This is a genomic window from Nocardia sp. NPDC051833, from assembly GCF_040681225.1.
GTDB lineage: Bacteria > Actinomycetota > Actinomycetes > Mycobacteriales > Mycobacteriaceae > Nocardia.
The window spans coordinates 32524-57384 of sequence record NZ_JBFAYK010000010.1 but is presented as its reverse complement, the minus strand read 5'-3'; the positions used below and the strand labels follow the sequence as shown (position 1 = coordinate 57384).

Sequence of the window (24861 nt, the reverse complement as noted above, 5' to 3'; positions counted from 1 at the left end):
TGCCTCGTCCAGCAGGCTACCGCACGGTTGCTCGAACCGGGCCCGGCTCGAGCCGACAACCACTGGCCAGGGACTATACCTATATTCAGTGGTTGCCGGATGTTTACCTGATCGCGACCCTGACCTTCACCGCATCGGCGTCGGTGTTGTGCAACGCCTGAGCGATGAGCGTGCTGAGGTCGATCTGCGGGCCCGTCGCGGTGATCGACTCGGTGAGCGGACGCAGTCCGGGCAGCAGCGCCGAGAGCTCCGGACCGAGCTCGTTCAGCTTGGCGGTGAGCTGCTGGAGGAACGGCACCAGGCCGCCGTCGCGCAGATACATCTCCGGGTCGCCGCCCGCCGCGCTGACCCGCCCGACCGATTCGACGAACTCGTCGATGACCTGGCTCAGCCGCACGAAGGCTGGCGCCGCGGCCGAGGTGGCCGGTCCGGCCCAGCCGATGTCGCCGGAGACGTACTCGAAGTTGTTCTGCAGTTCGGCGATGGCGGGCGCCCGGCTCATGATGGCCGCGGCGAGCAGGTCGCCCGCCCTGGCCAGCTCCGGGATGACGTTCTCCGTGCCGGTCATCGCCTGCCCGAGCGTGTCGACGAGCGATCCGACGACCGCCGGGTCGAGCTGCTCGACGGTCTTGGTGACCAGCCGCGCGACCTCGGGGATCGACATCGGCGTGCGCACGTTCTCCCCGGACAGCCGCTGGCCGTCGGTCAGATACGGCCCGTCCGCGCTGCGCGGCACGAACTGCACGTACGGCTCGCCCAGCGAGGACAGGTGCTCGATGGTGACGATGCTGCTCATCGGCACCTTGTTCGCGGCGCCGAACCTGAAGCCGACCTGCACACCACCGGCGGCGGCGGTGTCTACCGCGGTGACCTTGCCGATCTCGATGCCGGTCAGCAGGATCGGCGAGCCGACGCTGAGGCCGCCGGAGTTCGCCAGCTCGATCGAGGCCTCGGTGTAGTCGGCGAACGGGTCGACCCGCACCACCCCGAAGGTCAGGTAGCTCGCACCGAGCACGGTGATGGCGGCGATGCCGCCCAGCGAGGCGAGGGCACCGATCTTCATCGCACCATTCCGATCATCCGCAGCGTGGTCACGATCTGCTCCACCTGCTCCTGTTCGGAGACCCGCACGCCGGTGACGTTCACCTTCGGGCCGCGCTCGGCGAAGGGAATCACCTTGTCGCGCAACAGCGCGGTCAGCAGCGCCATGTTCGTCGACGAGCGCAGATCGGCCGAGCCGCCGGTGGCCAGCGGCAGGAACGCCGTCGCCGCCGCGTCGCCCGCGTTCGCGATCGGTTCCAGCCAGGTCAGCGAGGAGCCGACCGGGCCGAGTGCCAGGAAGATCGCCATGGTCTTGGCGATCGAGTCCTGGGTGCCCGAGAGTGCCCGCACGGCTTCGGGACTCAGGATGTGGGTGAGTTCGGCGTCGATGCCGACCATGACCTCGGCATTGGCGGCCAGGCCGTTGACCAGCAGGTCGACCTGGTCCAGATGGGTGGCCAGATCGGCGGCGTCGGCGCCCATCACCGCCGAGATCCGCGCGGTCTCCTTCGGATCGGCGGGCATCACCGAGTTCACCCGGCCGATCATCTCCTGCAGCTGACCGATCGCGCCGCCCTGCACGAACAGCGCCATGGTGGCCATCGTGTCTTCCAGCTGCACCGGCGGTTTCGTGCGTTCGATCGGAATGGTGCCGCCGTCGCGCAGCAGCGTGCCGAAGCCGTCCTTCGGGGTGGTCAGCGCGACGTGGATGTCGCCGAGGATGGTGTCCTGGCGCAGTTCGGCGATGGTGGTGGTCGGCAGCCGCACGGAGTCGAGGATGTCGGCCTCGACGACGACGTACCCGCCGCGACCGGCGGGCGCGTCGGCGGGCTGGATTACCCGGACGGTGTCGACGGTGCCGATCTCGGCGCCGTTGGCGATCACCTTCGACTTGGCGGGCAGGTTCAGCGCGCTGCTGAACTCGATCTGCACGCGATAGGTCGGACCCGCGACGGTGGAGCCGGGCACCGGCACCTCGGCCGGGTCGAAACCGCAACCGCCGGCCGCGAGACCGGCCGCGACCACCAGCGCGATCATGGTGCGCCGCAGTGTCTTACGCGAGTTCATCGGGCACCTGCCATTCCCAGCACGACCTGCACGAGGTTCACATCGGTCAGGCCCTGCGCCGGATCGGCGCACTGCCCGGGGAGCAGCGCGTTCACCGCGGCGCACACCTGGTCGGCCTCGCCGCCGGGCAGCGCCACCTTCGGCGCGGCGTAGGTGATCGCGGTACCGCCCGCGGCGCTCTGGAAGGCCGAGGTCAGCGCGGGCATCTTCAGCACCACCTCGCGCAGCGATCCGACGTTGGCGCGCAACAACTTCACCAGCGGGACGGCGCCGTCGAGGGCGCCGATCAGCGGGTCACCGAGGATGGTGGTGACATCGTTGAGCATCGGCAGCAGCTCGCGCAGGCCGTCGAACAGCGTGGTCGCGGGGCCGAGCAGGTCGTCGGAGGCCTGGTTGAGCAGCGGCGCCAGCCGGACCAGCATCGATTGCAGGTCACCCCAGTTGGCGGCGACCCGGTTCGAGACCGAGGCGAACGCGTCGAACAGACCGGCCAGGTGGCCGATGTCGGCGTCGGGCTTGTTCATCGCCGAGCCGAGCTTGTGCACCAGTTCGTTGACCGTCGGGCCGACGCCCTCGGTCGCGCGGTCCAGTGAGGACAGCCCGTCCACGAGCGCGCTCGGCTGCCCGGCCTCGACGCCGGAGAGCTCTTCGGACAGGCTCGCCAGCGCGGTCAGCGTCTCGGTGATGGACTTGGGCGTCAGCGTCTTGGTGATGCAGCCACCGGTGAACTTCGTGGTGTCCTTGCCGCTGGACAGCACGGCCAGATTGCGGTCGGCGGCAACGGAATACGCGACGGTGGTCGCGGAAGCGTCGGCGTAGACCGGATGGTCGGCGTCGACCTCGAACTCGACGCGCACCTTGGCGCCCTCGTTGCGCACCGCGGTCACCTCGCCGACGTCGATGCCGCGCATCGTGACGTGGTTGCCCGGGTAGAGCCCGATCGCGTCGGGCATGAGCGCGCAATAGGATTCGGTCTTCTTCAGCGGATCGAAGGTGACGAAGTAACCGGCGATCACCAGCACCGCCAGCACGCCGACCCCGGCGATCGACATGAACGCCTGGGATCCGAGCAGTCGTTTCAGCATCAGCACGCCTTCCCCGGCAGCGGCACGCAGACGCGCGCGCCGGACTGGTCGACCACGACGCCCGCGTCCGGGGTCACCAGCTGCGCCAGCTTGGTCTGCAGGTCGTGCACGGTCCCCAGGACCGGCTCGAACCCTCCTTCGAGCTGCTGCAGGCGCGGCAGCGCGTCGGCCAGCGCCTTGGCCTGCGGTTTCAGCGTGGAATCCCAGCTGGGCGCGAGCCCGGCGAGCCGATTCACCACCGAGACCAACAGCCGGACCGCCTCGGCCAGTTCGGCCTTCTTGCTCAGCAGCACATCCTCGAGCAGGTTCACGTTGTCCATCAGCCTGCCCAGGTCGGACTTGGCGCCGTCGTACATGGAGATGTACTCGTCGAGGATCGCGATCGACTTCGACACCTGCGAGCGCTGCCGGTCGAGCATGTCGACGTACTTGCCGACGGTGTCGAGGGTCGAGCGCAGCGCCTCCGGGGAGGCCGCGATCGCGGTGTTCGCGGCGGCCAGGTTCTTGCGCACGGTGTCACCGTCGACGGCGGCCAGCGGCGTGGTGGCGTCCTGGAACGTCTCGATCAGGCTGTAGGGCAGGCGGATTCGATCGGCGGGAATCGGCTGCTCACCCAGCGGTCGCGAACCGGCCGGGTAGAGCGCGACGTAGTGACCGCCGACGACGGTCAGCATGCGCACGTCGAGGGAGGTCTGATCGCCGACGAAGACGTCGGAGTCGACGGTGAACTCCATCAGCACCTTGTCCGGCCGCAGTTCGAGCGAGACCACGCTGCCGACCGAGATGCCGGCCAGACGCACGTCGTCGCCCTCGCGCACGGACTGCGCCTCGCTCAGCTCGGCGGTGTAGGTGTGCTTGCCCAGCGGCACCACGTAGATCACCGCGGCGCCGATCATGAACAGCACCACCAGGCTCAGGCCGATGATGCCCATCCGCAGTTCGCGGGCGCGCTTGCCCGCCTCGTCCAGGATCGGCCGATCACCGGAGAAGAACTTCAGGCGTTGCATACCGTCACCTTCTGTCCGGCGATCAGCACCTGCAGCGGCGCGGGCACCTGGGCGGCGCCGTTGCTGCAGTGCGGCGTGAAGTCGGCGAAATCGCGGGACAGCGACGCGTCGACCGTGGCGAGCAGCCCGGGCAGCCGCCCGAAGACCGCGACCGCCTCCTGCGGGTCGGGGAACAGGCCGCGGATCATCGCGTCGACCTCGGCGCTGCCGCCCTCGACCAGGCCGAGCGAGGCCAGCAGCCGGTCGACCGGGGCGAGCACCGACGGCGCGGTGGCCGCGAACTGCGCGACACCGCCGATATTGCGCTGCATCGCCTCGAAGATGTCGGTGAGCCGGGCCAGCAGCGGCAGCAGGTAGCCGACGCGGCCGCCGTGCCGGTCGCCCAGCGTCGACAGGTTGCGGATCAGGGTGTCGATGACCTGCTGGCGATCCTCGGCGTAGCTCGCGAGCTGGTCGATCGCGGTCAGCGCGGGCCCGAGGCCGCTGCCGTCACCCTCGATGACGGCGAGCATGCTGGCGGTGAACTGGTTGATCGCCTCCGGCGACAGCGTCGCCAGCACCGGCTTCAGGCCGCTGAACAGGCTGGTCACGTCGAACGACGGGACGGTCATGTGCGCGCCGATCCGGGCGTCGGCGGCGATCCGCTTGCCCGGGTTGGGGGCCTGCTGCAGGTCGATGTAGCGCTGGCCGGTCAGGTTCTGGTAGCGGATGGCCAGCTTGCTGTTGTCGTAGATCGGGGTGTCGGTCTTGACCGTCAGTCCGACCTTGGCCTTGTCGCCCTCGAGGCTGATCTTCTCGATCTTGCCGACCTGCACGCCGAACATCCGCACGTCGTTGCCGACCTTGAGGCCGTTGGCGTCGGTGAACAGCGCGTCGTGAGCCTCGGTGTCACCGGAGACCGGGCGCTTGATGAGGGTGAAGACGAGTCCGAGCACGGCCAGCATGACCAGCGAGAACACGCCGAGTCGCAGTGCGACACCGCGAATCTTCATCACGCACCGGCCTTTCCGAACAGCGGCACCGCGATGGCGGGCACGCCGCTGAGCTCGACGTCGAGGTTGAGCACCGGGCCGTTCGGGCCGTCGGGCATGGCGCCGCGCAGGTTGGTCAGCAGGGCCTGCAGGTCGGCGCCGGTCTGCCGCGCGTTCGGCGACATCTGGGCCAGCGCGAACAGCATCGGCGCGAGCATGTCGGTGGTCTCGGCGAAGTGGCCGCCCGCGGTGGTCAGCGTGGTGGTCAGGGCGGGCAGGATGCTGCCGCCGATCACGCCGACGCCGATGTCGTAGCGGTCCTTGTCGACCTGGGTCACCTTGATGTCGCTGAGCCTGTCGATCACCTGCATGGTGGCGCCGGCGAACTGGCCACCGCCGTCGAAGGCGGGGCCGAGCTTGCCGAACAGCTCCGAAGGCGACACGTCCTGGTTGTCGGCGATGGTCTTCGCCATCGTGATCAGCGCCTGGACCAGCGGGGTGAAGGCCTTGAAGTCGGCGGCCAGCTGGGAGATGACCGTGGCCATCTGCGGGCTGGTCACCGTCATGCCGACCTGCGAGAGGCTGCGCAGGATCGCGCTCATCGTCGCGTCGTAGACCCGGCCGGAGTTGGCCCCGGTCAGGTCGAGCACCGTGCCCGCGCGCAGCGGCGCGCCGCCGGTGCCGCGGCGCAGTTCCAGCTCGGCGATGCCGAACAGGTTGGTCGGGGCGTAGTCGACGGCGAGACTGTCGTCGATGCCGTGCAGGCGGTCGGCGTCGAGCAGCAGCGAGATCCGCTGGGTGCCGCGCTCGCCGGGGGTCACCTCGGCGACCTCGCCGATGGTGACGCCGTCGATGCGGACCTGGCTGCCCGCGCCGATGCCGTCACCGAGGTGTTCGGTGTGCAGCGCGATCCGCAGGCCGTCTTCGGTCTTCAGCGTGCGGTAGCAGACCGTGGCGAGCACGACCGCGGCGATGAGGCCGAGGATGATCGCGCCGGTCAGCCGCGCGGTGCGCCGATCGGCGGCGACGCCGGGCATTCCGTAGTTAGGCACTAGCTCACCCCGTAAAACTGATCGCCGAGTTGAAGCCCCAGAGCACGATCGACAGCACCATGTCGATGGCGACGATGGCCACCGAGCTGGCGCGCACCGCGCGACCGGAGGCGATGCCGACGCCCTCGGGGCCGCCGGTGGCGAAGAACCCGAAGTAGCTGTGCACCAGGATCACCACCGTGCCGAACACGGCCACCTTGATGACGGCGGCGATCATGTCGAACCCGGAGATGAACTGGAAGAAGTAGTGGTCGTAGACGCCGGCCGACTGGCCGTAGACCATCGTGAGCAGGCCGCGGCAGGCGCCGTAGGACAGGATCAGCGCGATCAGGAAGGTCGGCACGATGGCGATCGCGCCCGCGATGACGCGGGTGGTCACCACGAACGGCACCGAGCGCAGGCCAAGCGCCTCGATCGCGTCGATCTCCTCGGAGATGCGCATCGAGCCGATCTCGGCGGTGATCCGGCAGCCCGCCTGGGCGGCGAAGCCGATGGCCGCCGCGATCGGGGCCAGCTCGCGGGTGGTGGCGTAGGCCGAGATCACGCCGGTCACCGGGCCCATGCCGAGCATGTCGAGCGAGGCGAAGGATTCGACGCCGACCGAGGCGCCCATCACCAGGCCGAGCACGATCATCATCGGGACGGTGCCGCCGCCGACGATGATCGACCCGCGACCCCAGGTCATGTCGGTGACCGCGCGCAGCGTCTCGTCCCGGTAGCGGCGCAGCGTCAGCGGCACCGAGGACAGCACCTGCCAGACGAACACCGCGACGAAGCCGAGCGACTCGCCCGCCGAGCCGATCCGCTTGCCGAGCCGGGCCGGCTTGCGCAGCCAGTGCAGGGAGGTGGGGATATAGGAGGAGGCAGCCATCACGCCAACTTCGTCGGCAGGAACATGGCGCTGATCTGGGTGGCCAGCAGGTTCACGATCGCGATCGAGACCACCGAGAGCACCACGGCCGCGTTCACCGCGTCGGCGACACCGCGCGGACCGCCCTTGGCCTCGAGCCCGCGCTGGCAGGAGATGACGACGACCAGGAAGCCGAAGATCAGCGCCTTGAGCAGCGACACCCACACGTCACCGGCGGTGGCGAAGGAACCGAAGGTCGACCAGTAGCTGCCCGGGGTCACGCCCTGGCCGCCGACGGCGACCGCGTACCCGGCGAGCACGCCGACGAAGATGATCAGCACGTTGAGCATCGGCGCGACGATGAGCATCGCCATCATGCGCGGGATGACGAGCCGGTGCACCGGGCTGATGCCCATGGTGTTGAGCGCGTCGATCTCCTCGCGGATGGTGCGCGCGCCGAGATCGGCGGCGATCGCGGCCGCGCCCGCGCCGCCGAGCAGGAAGCCGGTGGCGATGGGCGCGCCCTGCTTGATGACGCCGAGACCGCCGGTCGCGCCGAGCATGGAGTCGGCGCCCAGGCTGTGGATCAGGTTGCCGACCTGGATCGAGACGATCACGCCGAACGGAATGGCCATCAGGATCGCGGGGATCGCGGTGACCGTGATCAGCCGCCAGGCCTGGACGAGGGTCTCGCGCCACTGGAAATGTCCGCGGGCGATATCGGCGACGGTGCCGGTGACCGACTCCTGCGCGAGGTCGACCGCGCGCCCGAAGGTCCGCAACGACGACACGACCGTGTCGGTGAAGTTCTTGCGGACGATCTGGGTGGCGGAATCCGGCTTCGCGGAATGCAGATCGGTGGACATCAGCGATGCCCCCGGCCCGCTCGCGAAGCGCGGAGCATGGTGATTTTCATACCGCACTCTCTGGCTTCGGCGTCGGTGCCAACTCCAGCAAGCTAGCCGGTACTCTGCGTCACAACAAAATTTCGGGGTGGTGACCCTCGTCGCTTTTTCGCGGTTTCAATGACAGATCACCACCCCCTGTGATTCGCAACACCTCAGCTACGGACTTGCGGCCAGGAACACAAAAGCGGCGAACAACGCCAGGTGAACGCCACTGTGCAGGAGGGTCGCGCGGCCGGGAACGATGGTCAGCGTGCTCACCACGACGGTCAGCGCGAGCAACACCATCTGGGTGGCGCCGAGGCCGAGCACCAGCGGCCCGCTCAGCCAGATCGTCGCCAGGGCGATCACCGGAATGGTGAGGCCGATGCTGGCCATGGCCGAGCCGAGCGCCAGGTTCAGGCCGATCTGCACCTGGTTGCGGCGCGCGGAGTTGACCGCGGCCAGCGTCTCCGGTAGCAGCACCAGCATCGCGATCACCACGCCGACCGCCGACTGCGGCAGCCCGGCCGAGGCCACGCCCGCCTCCAGCGCGGGCGAGACCACCTTGGCCAGGCCGACCACGCAGACCAGCGCGAGCACCAGCATGCCCAGACTGATCAGCGCCGCCCGATTGGACGGCGAGTGGTCGTGGATATCGGCGTCGTCGACCGCGCCGCCGTCCTCCACCGGGAGGAAGTCGTCGGGGTGGCGCACCGTCTGCACCATCACGAACAGCAGATACAGCGCCAGCGAGGCGACGGCGGCGAAGGCCAGCTGCGCGGGCGAGAACTCCGGGCCCGGCTTGCTGGTGGTGAAGGTCGGCAGCACCAGGCTCAGCGTCGCCAGGGTGGCGACGGTGGCCAGCGCGGCGCCGGTGCCCTCGGAGTTGAACACCGCGACCCGCCTGCGCAGCGCGCCGACGAGCAGGACCAGGCCGAAGATGCCGTTACAGGTGATCATCACCGCGGCGAAGACGGTATCGCGGGCCAGCGAGGCCGCCTTGTCGCCACCGGAGATCATCATCGTCACGATCAGCGCCACCTCGATCACGGTGACGGCCACGGCCAGCACGAGCGAGCCGAACGGCTCGCCGACCCGATGCGCGACCACCTCCGCGTGATAGACCGCGGCCAGTACCGCGCCGACCAGCGCGGCGCTGACCACCGCCACCACGAGTCCAGGCACGTCGCGCCCCCAGGTGACGGCGAGTACGAGCGCGGCGAGTATCGGGACTAAGAGGGTCCATCTGGTCGTCAACGCGGCAATCATGGCCTCCATCGTTCCAGCCGCGCCGGAGTGCGCCGGGATACGCGGCCGCGAAAGATCCGCCGATGGATTCCCCGGGACCGCCTCGATGGGGAACAATTCAGCCCGTGCGGACCCAGTTCACCCTCGAGCTCGTTGCTCTGTCCAACGATCTCACCCTGATGTCGCGCTTGGCCCATGATGCGACCGAGCGAGTCACCGAGGCGCTGGCAGGCGCCGACCTGACCGCCGCCTACGAGGTTTTCGCGCTCGACGAGCAGCTCCAGCAGATGTTCGCCGCCTGCGAGAGCCGCACCATGGCCCTGCTCGCGTTGCAGGCGCCGGTCGCCCGCGACCTACGACACGTGGTGACCGCGATTCAGATCGCCGGGGAACTCTCGCGGATCGGCAGGCGCACCGAGACCGCGGGGCAGTACGTGTACCGCGCGCATCCGCGCGCCGTCGCGCCGGAGCCGGTCGTCGCCGAGCTGGTGGCGATGGGCATGCTCGCCGCGGAAAGCGTTGCGCGGGTGAGCGCGTCGGTCGCGACCGGCCGTTTCACCGAGGACGACGGCACCGCGGCCGCCACCATGGAGACACGCTGCGGGCAGCTGCGCACGGTGCTGACCACGGCGGAGATCGGCGTCGGCACCGGTCCGGCGATCGATCTGGCGTTGCTGGGCAGCCAGTTCCAGCGCTGCGTCGACCACGCCGCCCGCATCGCCCGGCTGATCCGCTTCCTGGACACCGGGATTCCGCCGGAGACCGGCACCCTGCCCGACTGATCCGCTCAGTCGAGCAGCGGAAACCGGCCCGAGTCGAGCAATCCGGTGATGGCCGCGATCTTCTCCCGCGGCGCCGCGTAATCCGGGTGCGCGGTCAGCACCGCCGCCGCGTCCCGCAGGTCACGCAGCTGCGCCGCCGCCTCCGCGACGGTCCGACCACCCGGCCGCACCGCGTGTTTCGTGTAGACCGGGCGCGCGGGATCGATCCGCCCGAGCTCTCCCGCGCGGGTCACCCGCCGCGCGCACCGGCACGGCGCCGCCGGATTCGCCAGCCCGCACGCGCCGCGCAGGAAGGCGCCGAGCCGCTGTTTGGCCCGCTCCCAGCGCTTCTGGTACGCGGCCGGGGTGATGTCGAGCACCCAGGCCGCCTCGGCCACCGAGAGGCCGAACACCTCACCGAGGACGAAGGCGATCCGCTCGTCCCGGCTCAGGCATTGCAGGACCGCCTGGGTACAGCTGAGCCGGACCTCCTCGGCGAGCAGGGTGGCTTCGGGACCGCGATAGTCCTCGGTGGCCAGTCCGTCGAGCAGACTCGCGCCGAACTCGTCGAGGCCCACTTGGTCGCGCTCGACCGCCGAACGCCGGTGCTGGGAGATCAGATAGTTCGCCCCGACCCGATAGGCCCAGGTGCGCAGGGCGGCCTCGCCGCGCCAGGTCGACAACCGCGTGACCACCCGGATCAGGATCTCCTGCACCGCGTCCTCGGCGTCGGCGGGCCGGCCGGTCATCCGCAGCGCCAGGCGGTACAGGGGATCCTGCAGGTGCGCGATCACCTCGCCCAGCGCCGCCCGGTCGCCCGCGACGGCGCGGGCGACCAGTGCGGCCTCGTCGGTCTCCATGCCGACATTGTCGCCGGTCACGCCAGTAGCCCGTGCCGGTCCAGCCAGCCCGCAACGGATTTCGCGATGGCCACCGGCTGATCCTCCGGCGCGTGGTGCGAGCCCCGCCCCACCGATTCGACCTCGACGTCGGCGAAGGTGGCCGTCGCCCAGGCGATCACCTCGGCACCGCCGAGGCCGACGGCGGGTTCGACCGTCATCAGCAGCTTGGGCACGCCCGCGCTCGCCGCCATCCACGCGCCGTAGGCGTCGACCCTGGCCACGACGTCGGCCGGCTCGCCATCGAGCGGGAACTCCCTGGCCCAGGCCAGCATCGGCGCCCGCGAGGCCGGGGTGGGATAGGGCGCGCGGTAGGCGTCGAGGTCGGCCTCGGTGAGCGCGGGGACCAGGGTCGGCAAGTTGTATTCGATGAACTTGTTCTCCGCGAGCACCGCCTGTTCGCCCGCGGGCGACCGGAACAGCCGGAACATCTCGGCCGAGCGGGCGGGCAGTTCCGACCAGCGCAGCGGGCGCAGGAAGGTCTCGATCACCGCGATCCCGGCGACCCGGCCGGGATGCCGGGCGGCGAAGTCCATGGCCAGGGTGCCGCCCCAGTCGTGGCCGACCAGGATCGGATCGGTCAGGTCGAGCGCGTCGAACCACGCGTCGAGGTAGCGGGCGTGATCGTCGAGGCGGTAGGCGATCTCGGGTTTTCCGGAGGCGCCCATCCCGATCAGGTCGGGGGCCAGGCAGCGGGCCTGCTCGCGGACCACCGGCAGCACGTCGCGCCACAGGTAGGAGCTGGTGGGGTTGCCGTGCAGGAAGACGACGGGTCGGGTGTCGGCACCCGCGTCGCTGTAGGAGATGAACGAGTCGATGACGTCGACGGTCGGCATGGCCGGTTCCTTTCGCTGAATGATCCTTCCCCCGGTTGGACGCGCGGAACCGGCCGCCGCCGACACGGATTCATCGTGACGTGCGTCACTCCGGGTTTTCGGCGCTCCACCGCAGGTCACCACCCTCGATAGGCGAACGCTATTGAGCCGCAATTCCTTTGCGGTGCCGTGTGCCGAACGTCATAGCCGACAATCGGATACGACACCCGGCGCGGCCGTTAGGTTGTGCCGGTTCATTTTCGACGAAGGCATGTGGGTGGTACGGGCATGAAATGGTCATCGATCAGCAGCTCTCCGCTGGGCAAGGCGCTGCTGGCGCTGGCCGCGGCGGTGATCGTCGGCGTCGTGCTCACCGTGGCCAACTCGATGCTGGACAAGGTGAGTCCCACCGCGCCGGGGCCTGGTCCGGCGAGCGCGGCGACGGTGTCGGGCAAGGAGATCGGCGATCTGGTCGGCAAACTCGTTGTCGCCAAGGAAGGCCCGATGACGGGCTACACCAGGGAGAAGTTCCCGCACTGGGACACCAACAAGCCCGAACACGGCTTCGGCGGCGACCTGGCGCAGTACACCAAGTGCACCAGCCGCGACGTGATGATGCTGCGCGACGCGACCGGCAAGGTCACCCTCGATCCGAAGACCTGCGAGCTGACGATCCCCGCGGGCGCCGGCTGGCAGGACCACTACGGTTTCGTGGACAAGAAGACCGGCGAGCTCGGGCCGTACAAGTTCATCACCGACCCGGCCAAGGTCGACGCCGAGCACATCGTGGCGCTGGCCGAGGCGTGGCGGTCCGGCGCCGCCGACCGCGACGAGGACACCCGCCGTCGCATCGCCAACGACTCGATGAACCTGGTCGCCGCCGATCCCTCGGCCAACCGGTCCAAGGGTGATCAGGACCCGGCGAACTACCTGCCGCCCGGCAATTTCCGGTGTGCCTATATCGAGCATTACGTCAAGGTCAAGATAAAGTACGCCCTGACCGTTGATACCGCCGAGCACACCGCGTTGCGCACCGCAGTCGACGACTGCCTCCGCCGAGGAGAGTTCAAATAAGCGAGACGATCGAGATCACCGCCGAGAGCGCCGTCATGACCGAAGAGGAAGGGACGGTGTCCGGCGAGCTCGACGTCATGCTCGACGACGCGGGCAAGGGCCTCGTCCGCTACCGCGGTACCGATACCTGGTACACCATCGGCAACATCGACTGCGAACCCCCACGCGTGTGGGACACCGTCGCCGACCTGGTGAAGGCGATCAAGAAGGTCGCGGGTACCCGCGACGTGACGGGGAACACGGTCGTCTTCGAAGCATGAGTCCGGAGCTGGCAATCTGGTAGCTATGCCGATCGCCTCCCGCCGACCCCCGCCCGACGACCTCGCCTGGTCGGTCCTGGGCCGACGGCCACCGCTGACCGGGGCCCTGCTCGCGACCGCCGCCGTGCTGCTGGCCGTGCTCACCTGGCAGGTCAACAACGACGCTGGGATCATCCGGATCGATCCACGCGTGCTGGAGTGGATGATCGCGCACCGCGGCGAACCGCTGACCTCGATCGCCCGGGTGATCACCGATCTGGGCGACACCCAGTCGATGACCATCCTGGCGGCCGTCACGGTCACCTGGTTCGCCTGGCGGCGCGAGTGGGCGACCGCCGCGCTGGTCGCCGTGACCTCGGTGGGCGCCGGGGTGCTGGTGGTGGTGATCAAACAGCTGGTCGGCAGGCACCGGCCGCCGGAGGTCACCCGCCTGGTCGCCGAACCGAGCCTGTCCTATCCGTCCGGGCACACGCTCGGCACGACGGTCGTGGTCGGCATCGCCGCGATCACCGTGATACCGACGGTGCGCAGGCGCTGGGTCCGCTGGGTGGCGACGGTGGTCGCGGTGCTGTTCCCGATCGCGGTCGGGCTGTCGCGGATCTATCTGGGCGTGCACTGGTGCACCGATGTGCTGGCCGGTTGGCTGTTCGGCCTGGCCTGGCTGGTCGTGTGCGTCACCGTGTTCTGCCTGCTGCACCGGTCCCCCACCGATCAGCCCACCGTCACCACCGCCGTGACCGAACGCAGGTAGCAAGGGGCTCTCATCGCGACCCCTCGATGAACTGGTGGTCGGTGACCACGCGGCCGTCGCTGTCGAGGGCGAGCAGGTCGAAGCCGCCGCCCTGGGGTGTGCCGTCGTCGCGGCGGTTCATCGTCCAGGCGACGCCGACCGTGCCCGCCGGGAGTTCGACGGCGGGGCCCGCCGCCGCGAAGACGAATTCGCCGTCGGCCAGGAACATCTCGTAGGCGCGGGTGACCCGGCGGTCGAGCGCGTCGTGACCGTGCACCGCGAGCGGCGGCACCGCGATCGCGAGGTCGGCCGCGGCCGCACGGGCCTCGGCGGGCGGATCGACCAGGTACTGCGCGCCGTCGACGGCGAACAGGTCCTCGATCAGGGTGCGGCGGGCGGTGGGGTCGGCTTCGTTCCAGAGGGCCACGTAGCGGGTGGCGATGTCGTTGTAGCTCATGGCGACAACTCTGGCGAGACCTGCGGCGCCGCGCGATTCCCCGCGGGGAATGACGGCGGCGCACGGTCGCGCACGCGTCTCATTCCCTGCCGGGAATGGCGCAGGGCGCGCGCACGCGGTTGACTCGCACCCATGACGACCGCGCTGACCACCACAGCCTTCGGCCCGCAGTTGCGGCACTGGCGCACCCTGCGCCGGGTCAGTCAGCTCGACCTGGCGATTCGCGCCGAGACGAGTCAGCGCTACCTGAGCTTCCTCGAACAGGGCCGGTCCCAGCCCGGCCGCACGATGGTGGTGCGGCTGGCCGAATCGCTGGACCTGACCCTGCGCGATCGCAACAATCTCCTGCTGGCGGCGGGTTTCGCGCCGGTGTTCCCCGAAAGCGACCTGGCCGCACCGGAATTGGCGCCGGTGCGGGAGGCGCTCACCGCCGTCCTCGACGGGCATCTGCCGTATCCGGCGCTGGTCGCCCGGCCGCGCGGGGAACTGGTCACCGCCAATACCGCGTTCGACCTGTTCACCGACGGCGTGGCCGATCACCTGCTGCGCGCGCCGATGAATGTGCTGCGCCTGGCCCTGCACCCGGACGGCGTCGCGCCGCGCGTGCGCAACCTGCCCGAATGGGGCAGGCACATCATCGACTCCCTGCGCAGCCGGGCGGCCCACACGCCCGATCCCGTCGTCGACGCGCTGATCACGGAACTGTCGGGCTATCTGCCCCCGGCGGCCCCGGGTCCCGACCATGTCGGCTTCGCCGTTCCCCTGCACCTGCGCACCGACGACGGCGACCTGCGTCTGATCACCACCCTCACCTCGTTCGCCACCGCGACCGACGTCACCCTCGCCGAACTCCACCTCGAGGCGTTCCTGCCCGCCGACGCGGAGTCCGCGCGCATCCTGACCCTGCGCGCGGCGCGGCGCCGACCCACCGGTCGATAGGAATCGGCTATTTCCGGGTGCCGCGTCAGCCCGTCGCCGACACCAGCGGCCCCCAGGTGGCCCGGGCGCCCGAGTCACCGACCCGGACGACCTGCACGGTCGCGGCCACCCCCGCCGCCACCGCGAGCACGGCCACCACCGCGACCACCCCGCGCGTGAGCCGTCTGCCCGCGCGCTCGGCCAGGTGCACCCCGACGAGCAGGGCCGCGACCACCAGCATCGGGATCACGAAATACAGCAGTGTGCCGCCGAGATCGATGTGGGTCTGGATGGCGGGCGTGCGGCCGACCCGCTGCGCCAGCCAGCGCCCCGCGCTCACCGTCACCGGGGTGAGGGCCACGGTGAGCGCCGCCAGCGCCGCGGTCGGCCAGACCAGGACGCGGCGGGCCGCGGGCCAGAGCGCCGCCAGGATCAGCAGCAGCGCGGTCAGCGGGACGAGCACCACGAGCAGGTGCACCAGCAGGATGTGGGCGGGCAGTCCGTTGATCGTCGACACGAGCGTCTCCTGGCAACCAGAGTCTGTCGTCCCAGTATGCGCGCGCGTACGCCCCCGGTCGGCGAATACCGGCCGGGGGCGAGCGCGGATCAGGACCCGATCGTGGCGAGTTCCCGCTGGACCGGGGCGTCCCAGTCGATGCGGTAGCGGCGTTCGGCGCCCATCGTCTTCTCCGGGTTCATCACCGTCTTGACCATCAGCGGCATCATCGCGTTCATGATCCTGCGGGCGAACGGGCCCGGCGTCTTGCTGTGGTTGACCTTCGCCGCGCGCGCCGCGATGCCCTCCACCCTGGACCGGCGCAACCGCTCGTAGGCCGCGAAGGCCGCGGTGGGCGCGTCGATGTCGCGCAGGCAGCGGGCCAGCTGCACGGCGCTCTCGATGGCCAGCGACGCGCCCTGCCCCGAGCTGTTGGACGGCGCGTGCACGGAGTCACCGACCAGCACCATCCGGTCGCGATACCAGTGCGGCACCGGCGGCATGATGTGCAGCGCCCCGGTGATCTCCAGGTTCTCGGCGGTCGTGCGGCGCGCGAACTCCCCACCCGGGGTGTCGGGCGCGTAGGTCTCGCGCAGCACGCGCAGCCAGTGCTCGGCCGGGACCGCGCGGGCCTCGGTCAGCGAGTAGTACTGCTCGCTGGGCAGATTCGCGCCCCACACGACGCGGCCGTCGGCGTGCTGCCAGTACAGGTAGTAGGCCTTGGCGCCGAAGGCGAACACCATGGTGTCGGCGGGCAGGTCCTGGTCGCAGTCGACCAGCGCGCCGAAGCCGAGCATGCCCGTGTAGTCGGGTCCGGGCGCGGCCGGATCGATCAGGGTGCGGACGGTGGAGCGGATGCCGTCGGCGCCGACCAGGATGTCGGCCGACGCGGTGGAGCCGTCGGTGAAGTGCGCGGTCACGCCGTCGGCGTGCTCGTCGACGCACACCAGCCGCTTGTCGTAGCTGAACGGCACGCCAGCGGCGACCGCGTGATCGTGCAGCGCGCGGTGCAGTTCACCGCGGTCCACGACCTGTAGCGGCGGCTGATCGGCCAGCACCGGCAGGACGTGTTCGCGGCCGCCGACGGCCAGCCGCATGCCGCGCACGGGCAGCGCGATCGCGCGGACGGCATCGCCGGCGCCGATGAGGTCGAGGGCCGCGACCCCGTTGGGAGCGAGGGCGAGCCCGGAGCCGATGCCCTCGGACGGCCCGGAGTAGGCCTCGTAGACGTGGGCGTCGATGCCTGCCCGGAGCAGGGCGGTGGCGGCGACGGGTCCGGCGATGCCACCGCCGATGACCAAGGCGGAACGGGTGTTGGACATGAGTGATCTCCAGATCTGAGTCCGCGTCACCCGGGCTATCCTGTGGTAGCCAGCCTCGTAGCCGGGTGCGCGTATGTGTGAACACGGTGTCGGGACGGTTTCTCGGACTCGGTGGGGTGTTGCCGCACACCACCGGGTCCGGGGTCTTTTCTGGGCGAGAGCTAGCCGGTCCCCCCTTCGCCGAATTCCGGAATCCGGTCGGCGGGCATGCCGTCGGCATGCCACTGCCGCCACATCTCGAGGCCGTCGAAGGTGCCGTCGCGCAGTTCGTCGCGTAGCGAGCGCGCCCAGCGCGCCTCGGCTTCCAGCATCGCCACCCCGAATTCGGTCTCGACGAGGAACAACCGGGGCAGGGTGCCCGCCAGTCCGGCGAGTTCGGCCTTCGCGCGGTCGACGGACCGCTCGAGCGCGTCGATCCGCAGCCCGAGCAGCTCGACCACCTCGTCGGGCGGGAGCACGGCCAGGATCGACAGCCCGGCGGTGAACCGGTGGTGTTCGGGCTCGGGCGAGGCGAGCAGTTCCCTGGTCCAGTCGGCCATCTCGGCGCGACCGGCGTCGGTGATCCGGTAGATCACCCGTTCGGGGCGGGCGCCGTCGCGTTCGCTGCCGACGACTTCGAGGAATCCGGCCTTGGCCATGTTCTGGACGACCGTGTAGAGCGAACCCCACTTGATGTCCATGTCCTTGTCTTTGCCATGGGCCCGCAGGGTGGCGGCGATCTCGTAGCGGTGCATCGGCCGTTGCACGATCACCGACAGCACGGCGAGCGCCAGCAGGTTGTTCACCTTGCGCTTCGTGGCCATGCGCACCTCCTTACTCGTCTACGAATATACGTCTACGAGTATTCGGCGGCAAGGACTGTCCAGCCGACTGGACGAATCGGCTCAGACCTTGGCGACCTCGGCGCTGTCGGCGCCCTGGTCGAGCAGCTTGCCCGCGATGTTCGACAGCGCCTCGTCGAGCAGCGCGCGGTCGGCGGGGTCCTGGTAGTTCCAGTCGTCGAGCCGGTCGCCGAGCCAGCGCCGCCACCCCGCCCGCAATCGGTCGACCTCGCGGGTGCCCTGCTCGGTCAGGGCCAGCGTGCCGCCGTCGTCGAGCAGCAGACCGTCGTCGACGGCCTGCCGGAACACCGGCGAGAGCACCTCCACCGGCAGCCGGTGCCGGAAGGCGATGCCGTGCACCCTGGGCGACAGGCCCTGCTTGTCGTACAGGTACACCTGCCCGAGCGCCCAGGCGGTGTCCGGTTCCAGCGAGCTGCCCGCCGCCGCGATGAGCTCGGGGATGATCGGCTTCTGCGCCCTGGCCTTGCGCACGGTCGCCGCGACCGCGCGTTCCAGCTGCACCACCCGGTCGTCGGAGTCCGGCACCGAGAAGCCCTCGCCGATATCGCCCGCGCCGTGCCTGGCGCTGTCGCGCAGCCGGACCTGCGGCAGGAACCACGCGACGACGAATCCGAGCACCGCGACCGGGACCACCCAGCGGAAGACGTAGTCGATCGACTCGGCGTAGGCGTCGATGATCGGCGCGGTCTGTTCGAGCGGCAGCTCCCGCAGCAGTTTCGGATTCGCGATCACCTCCGGGGTGAGGCCGGGGGTCTGCTGGATCGCCTCGGCCAGCGCGGTCTTGCTGTGGTTGTTGTAGAGCGTGCCGAAGACCGCGGTACCGAACGCGCTGCCCAGCGTGCGGAAGAAGGTCACGCCCGAGGTGGCGGTGCCGAGGTCGGCGTAGGGCACGGTGTTCTGCACGACGATGGTGAGCACCTGCATGGACAGGCCGAGCCCGGCGCCGAGGATCAGCATGTACAGCGATTCCAGCCAGACGCTGGTCTGGCGGCCCATCGTCGACATCAACCACAGACCGAGGACCATCACCGCCATGCCGACAATCGGAAAGTACCGGTACTGCCCGGTGCGCCCGACCACCTGGCCGGAGAAGACCGAGGTGACGAACAGGCCGACGACCAGCGGTAGCGTCCGCACCCCCGAGATCGTCGCCGTCGCGCCGTCGACGTATTGCAGGTAGGCGGGCAGATACGTCATCGAGCCGAGCATCGCGAACCCGACGATGAAGCTGAGCACCGACGACACCGTGAACACCCGGCTGTTGAACAACCGCATCGGCAGCATCGGTGCCACCGCCCGCTTCTCCACCATCACGAACGCGGTCAGCAGCACGGCCGCGAGCACGAACAGCCCGATGATCTGCCACGAGCCCCACGGGTATTCGTTGCCGCCGAACTCCAGACCGAGGATCAGCGCCGAGACGCCGAGCGCGACCAGCCCGATGCCGAGGTAGTCGATCACCGGCCGCGCGACCGCGCGCAGATGCGGCAGCGTGCGCGCCGCCATCGCCACCATGATGATCGCCAGCGGCACATTGACGTAGAAGCACCAGCGCCAGCTCGCGTGATCGGTGAACAGCCCGCCCAGCGTCGGGCCGATCACCGTGGTGATACCGAAGACCGCGCCGAGCGCGCCCTGATACTTGCCGCGTTCGCGCAGCGGGATGGTGTCGGCGATCAGCGCCATCGAGGTCACCATCAGCCCGCCGGCGCCGACGCCCTGGATGCCACGGGCCAGGATGAGCACGCCCATGCCGGGCGCCATGCCCGCCAGCGCCGAGCCCGCGATGAAGATGACGCCGCTGATCTGGAACAGCAGTTTGCGGCCGAACAGGTCGCCGAGCTTGCCCGCGAGCACGGTCGCGACGGCCTCGGCGAGCAGATACGCCGTCACCACCCAGGCCATGTGCCCCGCGCTGCCGAGATCGGCCACGATCGAGGGCAGCGCCGCCGACACGATGGTCTGGTCGAGGGCGGCCATGAGCATGCCGAGCACGACCGTCGTGAAAATGAGATTGATCTTGGTCTTGCTCATCGGCTCGACGGGCTCGTCTACAGCAACACCATCCGACATGGCCTCAGTATGGGCTTTCCGACCGCACGCGGTGTCTCAGTGACACGGCAGCAATCGGACCGATACGTCAGCGGACGGCGTACCCGCCCAGTCCCGGCTCGAGCGCGTCGAACGCGATCCGCGCGTATTCGGCCATGGCGGAGGCGATCTCGTCGCCGGACTGGCCGTCGAGCGTGCGGCGCAGGATCTCCTCGAACAGCACCCGCTGAACGCCGACCAGCTGGGCCGCGGCGACGCGCGGGGTGATGTCGTCGGGCGCCGCGCCGGTGACCTCGCCCAGCACCCGCGCGAGCGCGAGCTGCCGCTCGTCGTGGAACTCGCGCAGGCGCGCCACCAGCGCCGGGCTGTCGGTGATCATCCGCGCGAACGGTTCGCCACTGAACCCGATCATCTGGGACTGCGCGGCCACCGCGGCCAGGTAGTCAGCGCGCAACGCGGCCAGCGCCGATTGCCCCGGCGCGCGGTCACGGACGACGGCGGCCAACTGCTCGACGAACACCTCGCCCAGGTCGAGCGCGAGGTCCTCCTTGCGCGGGAAGTAGTTGGTGACCGTCATCTTGGCGACATCGGCGGCCGCGGCGACATCGGCGATCGTCACCTTGTCGAAGCCGCGCTCGAGGAACAGCTCGGTCGCCCGGTCCGAGATCTGCTCCCTGGTCTGCTGCTTCTTCCTGGCCCGGAGCCCCTGCTGCGTCGTCATGGTCGAAGCATAACTGAAGTCGACCCAAAATTGTTCTTGACATATTTTTAGGTCCGGCCTAAGTTTGTGCTCGTCGCCCCACCGGCCAGTCACGCTTTCGCCGCACCGAACGGAGCTCTCCTTGACCGTCACCACCGATTCCGTCCGCGACTACCTGACCGCCATCGCCCGCACTCCCCTGCTCACCGCCGAGGAGGAGTACGCGCTCGGCGCCCGCATCGCCGCGGGCGTGGCGGCGCGCACCGAGCTCGACGAGAACGCCGCGGCGGGCATCGAGCTCACCGCCGCGCGGCGCGAACAGCTGCGCCGGACCGAACTCGACGGCCTGCGCGCGAAGGACCGGATGGTGCGGGCGAACCTGCGCCTGGTCGTCTCCATCGCGCGCCGATTCCCGACCAACACCGGGATGGCACTGCTCGACCTGATCCAGGAGGGCACCCTCGGCCTGATCCGCGCGGTGGAGAAGTTCGACCACACGCGCGGCCTCAAGCTCTCGACCTACGCGACGTACTGGATCCGCCAGTCGATCGGGCGCGCGCTCACCGATCAGGGCCGCACGATCCGGCTGCCGTCCAACGTCGCCGACGTCCTGCATCGGGTGATCCGGGTCCGCCGCGAGCTGACCCAGCAGCTGGGCCGCGCGGTCACCGCCGAGGAACTGGCCGCGGCCGCCGAGCTCACCGTCGCCCAGGTCGAGGCGGTGCTGCGACACGAGCCGGAGCCGGTGTCGCTGCACGCCCCGGTCGGCGAGGGCACCGAACTGGGCACCCTGCTGCCCGACACCGCGCCCGCACCGGCCGATGTGGTGGCCGAGCGGATGCTGCCCGGGTACCTCGAGGCGGTCCTCGCGGTCCTCACCGAGCGCGAGTCGGCCGTCATCCGGCTGCGCTTCGGCCTCGATCGCGGTGAGGCGCGCTCGCTGGAGGAGGTGGGGTCGGCGCTCGGCTTCTCCCGGGAACGGGCCAGGCAGATCGAGGCCAAGGCGCTGACCAAGCTCCGCAGGCCCGCCTGCGCCGGTACGCTGGCCGGGCTGCTCGGCTGACCACTTCCCTCCGATCTTACTCCGGAGTAAGGTCGGCCCATGGCATGGAAACCCACTGACATCGCGGACCAGACCGGCCGCACCTTCGTGATCACCGGGGCCAACGGCGGCCTCGGTGCCGAAACCACCAAAGTACTGGCCGGCAAGGGCGCCACGGTGATCATGGCCTGCCGCAACGCCGCCAAGGCCCAGCCGATCGCCGACGCCATCCCCGGTGACGTCCGCGTCGCCGCGCTCGACCTCGCCGACCTGGCCTCCGTGCGCGCCTTCGCCGAACAGCAGGGCGAGTTCGACGTCCTGATCAACAACGCGGGCCTGATGAACATCCCGTTCTCGCGCACCGCCGACGGATTCGAGACCCAGTTCGGCGTCAACCACCTCGGCCACTTCGCCCTCACCGGCCTGCTGCTGGACCGCATCACCGACCGCGTCGTCACCCTGGCCAGCATCGCCCACAAGCAGACCCCGAAACTCTGGATCGACGACCTCAACTACGACCACCGCCGCTACCAGCGCAACCTCGCCTACGCCCAGGCCAAGCTGGCCAACCTGATGTTCGGCCGCGAACTGCAGCGCAGGCTCACCGAGGCGGGCTCGACCAAGAAGTCCTACGCCGTGCACCCCGGCGTCTCCGCGACCGACCTGTTCGCCCGCACCGAGACCCCGCTCGACCGGGTCAGCAAGCCGTTCATCAAGCTCATCGGCCACCCGCCCGCCAAGGCCGCCCACTCCAGCCTGTTCGCCGCCACCGAACCCGACGCCGACCCCACCGTCTACTGGGGTCCCAACAAGTGGATGCAGTCCCAGGGCCCGGTCGAGGCGTGCCCGTCCAGCGCCATCTCGCGCAATCCGGAACTGCTGCGCAGGCTGTGGGAGGAATCCGAGCGGATGACCGGGATCACCTACAAGTTCTGAGCCGGTGACCTGCTCCTACGCCGCCTGTAGTAGGCGGGTACCGTGGAGCGCGTGTCCGCTTCATCTCCCCGCCCGGCGCACAATCGACCGGCCCTGATCGCGCTGGTCATCGTCGTCGCGCTGGGCTGCCTCGCGCTGGCCTGGTGGCAGTGGGAGCGGTTCGAATCGGCCTCCGGAACCGGCCAGAACCTCGGCTACGCCCTGCAGTGGCCGCTGTTCGCCGCGTTCGCGGTGTTCGCCTACGTCCGGTTCGTCCGCCTCGAGCGCGAGGCCGAGGAACCGGACACGGCACCGCGCGCGGCGAAGGCCGAGGCACCGCGCGAGATCCCCGCCGGGATCCTGCCCGAACGCCCCAGGGCGGCCCCCGCCGACGACCCGGAGACGGTCGCCTACAACCAGTACCTGGCGGGACTGCACGCCAGCGACATCGATGCGCAGGTCCGCTCGGCCGGTCTGCACGCCCCTGAGAGGAACGCCGGGTGACCACCGACGAGAACACGACCGCACCGTCGCTCGACAAGGCCGCCCCGGCGGGTGACACCGCCAAGATCCGCCCGGCGCTGCAGCGCTATCGGGTGCTGGCCTGGGTCACCGGCCTGTGGCTGCTGCTGCTCACCGGCGAGATGATCGCCAAGTACGGCTTCGACGTCGACACCCCGAGCTGGATCGCCGTCGTGCACGGCTGGGTGTACTTCGCCTACCTGCTCGTCACCGCCGACCTCGCGGTGAAGGTGCGCTGGCCGATCGGCCGCACCGTCGGCACCCTGATCGCGGGCACCATCCCGCTGCTGTCGTTCTTCGTCGAGCACCGCAACGCCAAGGACGTCCAGCAGCAGTACGGACTCTGAGTCCCGGAAACGACGACAGCGCCGCCGCACCCGGTATCCGGGGCGGCGGCGCTGTCGTTTCGGCTCAGGCCAGGGCGGCCAGGGCGGGCAGGAGCTGGGTGAGGGCCCGGCCGCGGTGCGAGACCGCGTCCTTCTCGGCCGGGGTCAGTTCCGCGGCGCTGCCGGTGCCGCCCTCGGGCAGGAACAGCGGGTCGTAGCCGAAACCGCCCTCGCCCATCGGCTTCCGGGCGATGGTGCCCGGCCATTCGCCGCGCACCACGGTCTCGGTGCCGTCGGGCAGCACGAGCGCGCAGGTGGAGACGAACCGCGCGCCGCGGCGCTCGTCGGGCACGTCGCCGAGCTGACCGAGCAGCAGGGTGTTGTTGGCGGTGTCGTCGCCGTGGCGACCCGACCAGCGCGCCGAGAGCACGCCGGGCATGCCGTTGAGCGCGTCCACCTCGATCCCGGAATCATCGGCCACACACGGCAATCCGGTGGCCACGGCCCCGTCGCGCGCCTTGGCGACGGCGTTCTCCTCGAAGGTGGCGCCGATCTCGGGCGCCTCCTCGTAGGGCGGCACCTCGTTCAGGCTCACCAGTTCGATCCCGGCCACGCCCGCCTCGTCGAGGATCCGGCGCAGTTCCTTCAGCTTCTTGGCATTCCGGCTGGCGACCAGCACACGCACGGCCATTGCTACTTCTTACCGGCCGGCTCGGGCAGCGCGCCCGGGTAGGGCTGGGCCAGTACTTCCTTCTGCACCGCGAACAGCTGCTCACAGCCGGCCAGCGCCGAATCGAGCAGCTTGTCCAGGGTCGAGCGCGGGAACGTCGCGCCCTCGCCGGTGCCCTGGATCTCGACCAGGGTGCCGGTGTCGGTGGCGACCACGTTCATGTCGACCTCGGCGCGCGAATCCTCCTCGTAGGGCAGATCCAGGCGCACCCGGCCGTCGACGACGCCGACGCTGACCGCGGCGATCATGCACGAGATCGGTTGCGGGTCGGCCAGTTTGCCCGCGGCGGCCAGGTAGGTCACCGCGTCCGAGAGGGCCACGTAAGCGCCGGTGATGGCGGCGGTGCGGGTACCGCCATCGGCCTGCAGCACGTCGCAGTCCAGCGCGATGGTGTTCTCGCCCAGCGCGGCCAGGTCGATGCAGGCCCGCAGCGAACGCCCGATCAGCCTGCTGATCTCCTGGGTCCGGCCACCGACCTTGCCCTTCACCGATTCCCGGCCGCTGCGGGTGTGGGTGGCGGCGGGCAGCATCGCGTACTCCGCGGTGAGCCAGCCCAGCCCGGAGTCGCGCCGCCAGGGCGGCACGCCCTCGGTGACGCTGGCCGTGCACATCACCCGGGTCTGCCCGAACTCGACCAGCACCGATCCCGCCGGGTGCGTGGTGAAGCCACGGGTGATCCTTACCTCGCGGAGTTCGTCATCCGCCCTACCATCGGCTCGTCTCGACACGGCACACAGACTAGCCGTTCCGCCGCTCCGGGATTCAGCGAGTCGTCCGGAAGCTCGACGGTT

The 24861-nt window shown here is 69.9% G+C and carries 28 protein-coding genes; 9 read left to right on the top strand and 19 right to left on the bottom strand.

Annotation, left to right across the window (positions count from 1 at the left end):
- Window positions 1-103: 103 nt before the first annotated feature.
- The 9 genes from AB0L91_RS35170 to AB0L91_RS35130 all read right to left on the bottom strand — a co-directional run bounded on the left by AB0L91_RS35170 (window position 104) and on the right by AB0L91_RS35130 (window position 9230).
- Complete coding sequence (locus AB0L91_RS35170; protein WP_365017234.1) at window positions 104-1063, bottom strand: MlaD family protein; 960 nt, start codon at window positions 1061-1063, stop codon at window positions 104-106.
- Window positions 1060-2109, bottom strand: coding sequence for an MlaD family protein (locus AB0L91_RS35165; protein WP_365017232.1), 1050 nt, complete (start codon window positions 2107-2109; stop codon window positions 1060-1062). The genes AB0L91_RS35170 and AB0L91_RS35165 overlap by 4 nt, the downstream gene beginning before the upstream one ends.
- Window positions 2106-3194, bottom strand: a complete 1089-nt coding sequence (locus AB0L91_RS35160; protein ID WP_365017230.1) for an MlaD family protein — start codon at window positions 3192-3194, stop codon at window positions 2106-2108. The genes AB0L91_RS35165 and AB0L91_RS35160 overlap by 4 nt, the downstream gene beginning before the upstream one ends.
- Entirely contained in the window at window positions 3194-4201 is a 1008-nt protein-coding gene (locus tag AB0L91_RS35155) for an MlaD family protein (RefSeq protein WP_357350994.1), read from the bottom strand. The genes AB0L91_RS35160 and AB0L91_RS35155 overlap by 1 nt, the downstream gene beginning before the upstream one ends.
- Window positions 4189-5193 (bottom strand): MlaD family protein, encoded by a 1005-nt coding sequence (locus AB0L91_RS35150; protein WP_365017228.1) that lies wholly within the window; start codon window positions 5191-5193, stop codon window positions 4189-4191. The genes AB0L91_RS35155 and AB0L91_RS35150 overlap by 13 nt, the downstream gene beginning before the upstream one ends.
- Entirely contained in the window at window positions 5193-6224 is a 1032-nt protein-coding gene (locus tag AB0L91_RS35145) for a mammalian cell entry protein (protein WP_365017226.1), read from the bottom strand. Before AB0L91_RS35145 ends, AB0L91_RS35150 begins: the two co-directional genes overlap by 1 nt.
- Window positions 6225-6228: 4 nt before the next feature.
- Window positions 6229-7095, bottom strand: a complete 867-nt coding sequence (locus AB0L91_RS35140) for an ABC transporter permease (RefSeq protein ID WP_355284124.1) — start codon at window positions 7093-7095, stop codon at window positions 6229-6231.
- Window positions 7095-7940 carry an ABC transporter permease gene (locus AB0L91_RS35135; protein WP_355284127.1) on the bottom strand — a complete coding sequence of 282 codons (846 nt, stop codon included), beginning with the start codon at window positions 7938-7940 and terminating at the stop codon, window positions 7095-7097. Before AB0L91_RS35135 ends, AB0L91_RS35140 begins: the two co-directional genes overlap by 1 nt.
- A 198-nt stretch (window positions 7941-8138) precedes the next feature.
- Window positions 8139-9230: an ionic transporter y4hA gene (locus tag AB0L91_RS35130; protein WP_357350987.1), complete on the bottom strand. Its 1092-nt coding sequence runs from the start codon at window positions 9228-9230 to the stop codon at window positions 8139-8141.
- A 104-nt stretch (window positions 9231-9334) separates the two neighbouring features.
- On the opposite strand from AB0L91_RS35130, the gene AB0L91_RS35125 reads away from it, so the two are divergent.
- Window positions 9335-9991 carry a PhoU domain-containing protein gene (locus AB0L91_RS35125; RefSeq protein WP_355284133.1) on the top strand — a complete coding sequence of 219 codons (657 nt, stop codon included), beginning with the start codon at window positions 9335-9337 and terminating at the stop codon, window positions 9989-9991.
- A gap of 5 nt (window positions 9992-9996) precedes the next feature.
- Here AB0L91_RS35125 and AB0L91_RS35120 read toward each other — a convergent pair whose 3' ends face one another.
- Together AB0L91_RS35120 and AB0L91_RS35115 are read right to left on the bottom strand one after the other, a co-directional pair.
- A complete protein-coding gene (locus tag AB0L91_RS35120) occupies window positions 9997-10830 on the bottom strand; it encodes an RNA polymerase sigma factor (RefSeq protein ID WP_365017222.1) in 834 nt (277 codons plus the stop codon).
- A gap of 17 nt (window positions 10831-10847) precedes the next feature.
- Window positions 10848-11771: a haloalkane dehalogenase gene (locus tag AB0L91_RS35115; RefSeq protein ID WP_365017220.1), complete on the bottom strand. Its 924-nt coding sequence runs from the start codon at window positions 11769-11771 to the stop codon at window positions 10848-10850.
- A gap of 201 nt (window positions 11772-11972) precedes the next feature.
- Between AB0L91_RS35115 and AB0L91_RS35110 the strand changes: the two genes are divergently transcribed.
- From AB0L91_RS35110 to AB0L91_RS35100, 3 genes are read left to right on the top strand one after another with little or no spacing between them, the layout of a single operon-like run.
- Window positions 11973-12758, top strand: a complete 786-nt coding sequence (locus AB0L91_RS35110; RefSeq protein WP_357350980.1) for an HNH endonuclease family protein — start codon at window positions 11973-11975, stop codon at window positions 12756-12758.
- 35 nt (window positions 12759-12793) lie between these two features.
- Complete coding sequence (locus AB0L91_RS35105; protein WP_355284144.1) at window positions 12794-13018, top strand: hypothetical protein; 225 nt, start codon at window positions 12794-12796, stop codon at window positions 13016-13018.
- Between the two features lie 25 nt (window positions 13019-13043).
- Window positions 13044-13769 carry a phosphatase PAP2 family protein gene (locus AB0L91_RS35100; RefSeq protein ID WP_365017218.1) on the top strand — a complete coding sequence of 242 codons (726 nt, stop codon included), beginning with the start codon at window positions 13044-13046 and terminating at the stop codon, window positions 13767-13769.
- Between the two features lie 10 nt (window positions 13770-13779).
- Here AB0L91_RS35100 and AB0L91_RS35095 read toward each other — a convergent pair whose 3' ends face one another.
- Window positions 13780-14205 carry a hypothetical protein gene (locus AB0L91_RS35095; RefSeq protein ID WP_357350976.1) on the bottom strand — a complete coding sequence of 142 codons (426 nt, stop codon included), beginning with the start codon at window positions 14203-14205 and terminating at the stop codon, window positions 13780-13782.
- A 132-nt stretch (window positions 14206-14337) separates the two neighbouring features.
- On the opposite strand from AB0L91_RS35095, the gene AB0L91_RS35090 reads away from it, so the two are divergent.
- On the top strand, window positions 14338-15144 hold the full coding sequence (locus tag AB0L91_RS35090) for a helix-turn-helix transcriptional regulator (RefSeq protein ID WP_365017216.1): 807 nt from the start codon (window positions 14338-14340) through the stop codon (window positions 15142-15144).
- 25 nt (window positions 15145-15169) lie between these two features.
- On the opposite strand, the gene AB0L91_RS35085 is transcribed toward AB0L91_RS35090, so the two are convergent.
- From AB0L91_RS35085 to AB0L91_RS35065, 5 genes are all read right to left on the bottom strand, one after another.
- Window positions 15170-15640, bottom strand: coding sequence for a DUF2231 domain-containing protein (locus tag AB0L91_RS35085; RefSeq protein WP_357350972.1), 471 nt, complete (start codon window positions 15638-15640; stop codon window positions 15170-15172).
- 89 nt (window positions 15641-15729) lie between these two features.
- Window positions 15730-16941 carry an NAD(P)/FAD-dependent oxidoreductase gene (locus AB0L91_RS35080; protein ID WP_365017214.1) on the bottom strand — a complete coding sequence of 404 codons (1212 nt, stop codon included), beginning with the start codon at window positions 16939-16941 and terminating at the stop codon, window positions 15730-15732.
- Window positions 16942-17102: 161 nt separating this feature from the next.
- Window positions 17103-17744: a PadR family transcriptional regulator gene (locus tag AB0L91_RS35075; RefSeq protein WP_357350968.1), complete on the bottom strand. Its 642-nt coding sequence runs from the start codon at window positions 17742-17744 to the stop codon at window positions 17103-17105.
- An 81-nt stretch (window positions 17745-17825) separates the two neighbouring features.
- The gene (locus AB0L91_RS35070) at window positions 17826-19856 is read right to left on the bottom strand and encodes an MDR family MFS transporter (protein ID WP_365017212.1); all 2031 of its coding nucleotides are present in this window, start codon (window positions 19854-19856) and stop codon (window positions 17826-17828) included.
- Window positions 19857-19923: 67 nt separating this feature from the next.
- A complete protein-coding gene (locus AB0L91_RS35065) occupies window positions 19924-20556 on the bottom strand; it encodes a TetR family transcriptional regulator (RefSeq protein ID WP_365017210.1) in 633 nt (210 codons plus the stop codon).
- Between the two features lie 121 nt (window positions 20557-20677).
- On the opposite strand from AB0L91_RS35065, the gene AB0L91_RS35060 reads away from it, so the two are divergent.
- Genes AB0L91_RS35060 through AB0L91_RS35045 form a run of 4 tightly spaced genes read left to right on the top strand, consistent with a single transcriptional unit; the run spans window position 20678 to window position 23361 of the window.
- On the top strand, window positions 20678-21598 hold the full coding sequence (locus AB0L91_RS35060) for a sigma-70 family RNA polymerase sigma factor (protein ID WP_365017208.1): 921 nt from the start codon (window positions 20678-20680) through the stop codon (window positions 21596-21598).
- A gap of 39 nt (window positions 21599-21637) precedes the next feature.
- Window positions 21638-22513, top strand: coding sequence for an oxidoreductase (locus AB0L91_RS35055; protein ID WP_357350961.1), 876 nt, complete (start codon window positions 21638-21640; stop codon window positions 22511-22513).
- A 51-nt stretch (window positions 22514-22564) separates the two neighbouring features.
- Complete coding sequence (locus AB0L91_RS35050) at window positions 22565-22996, top strand: transcriptional regulator (protein WP_357350959.1); 432 nt, start codon at window positions 22565-22567, stop codon at window positions 22994-22996.
- Entirely contained in the window at window positions 22993-23361 is a 369-nt protein-coding gene (locus AB0L91_RS35045) for a DUF3817 domain-containing protein (RefSeq protein ID WP_357350957.1), read from the top strand. Before AB0L91_RS35050 ends, AB0L91_RS35045 begins: the two co-directional genes overlap by 4 nt.
- A gap of 64 nt (window positions 23362-23425) precedes the next feature.
- Here AB0L91_RS35045 and rdgB read toward each other — a convergent pair whose 3' ends face one another.
- Complete coding sequence (gene rdgB / locus AB0L91_RS35040) at window positions 23426-24031, bottom strand: RdgB/HAM1 family non-canonical purine NTP pyrophosphatase (RefSeq protein ID WP_357350955.1); 606 nt, start codon at window positions 24029-24031, stop codon at window positions 23426-23428.
- 2 nt (window positions 24032-24033) lie between these two features.
- Window positions 24034-24798, bottom strand: coding sequence for a ribonuclease PH (gene rph / locus AB0L91_RS35035; RefSeq protein WP_218716805.1), 765 nt, complete (start codon window positions 24796-24798; stop codon window positions 24034-24036).
- Window positions 24799-24861: the final 63 nt, after the last annotated feature.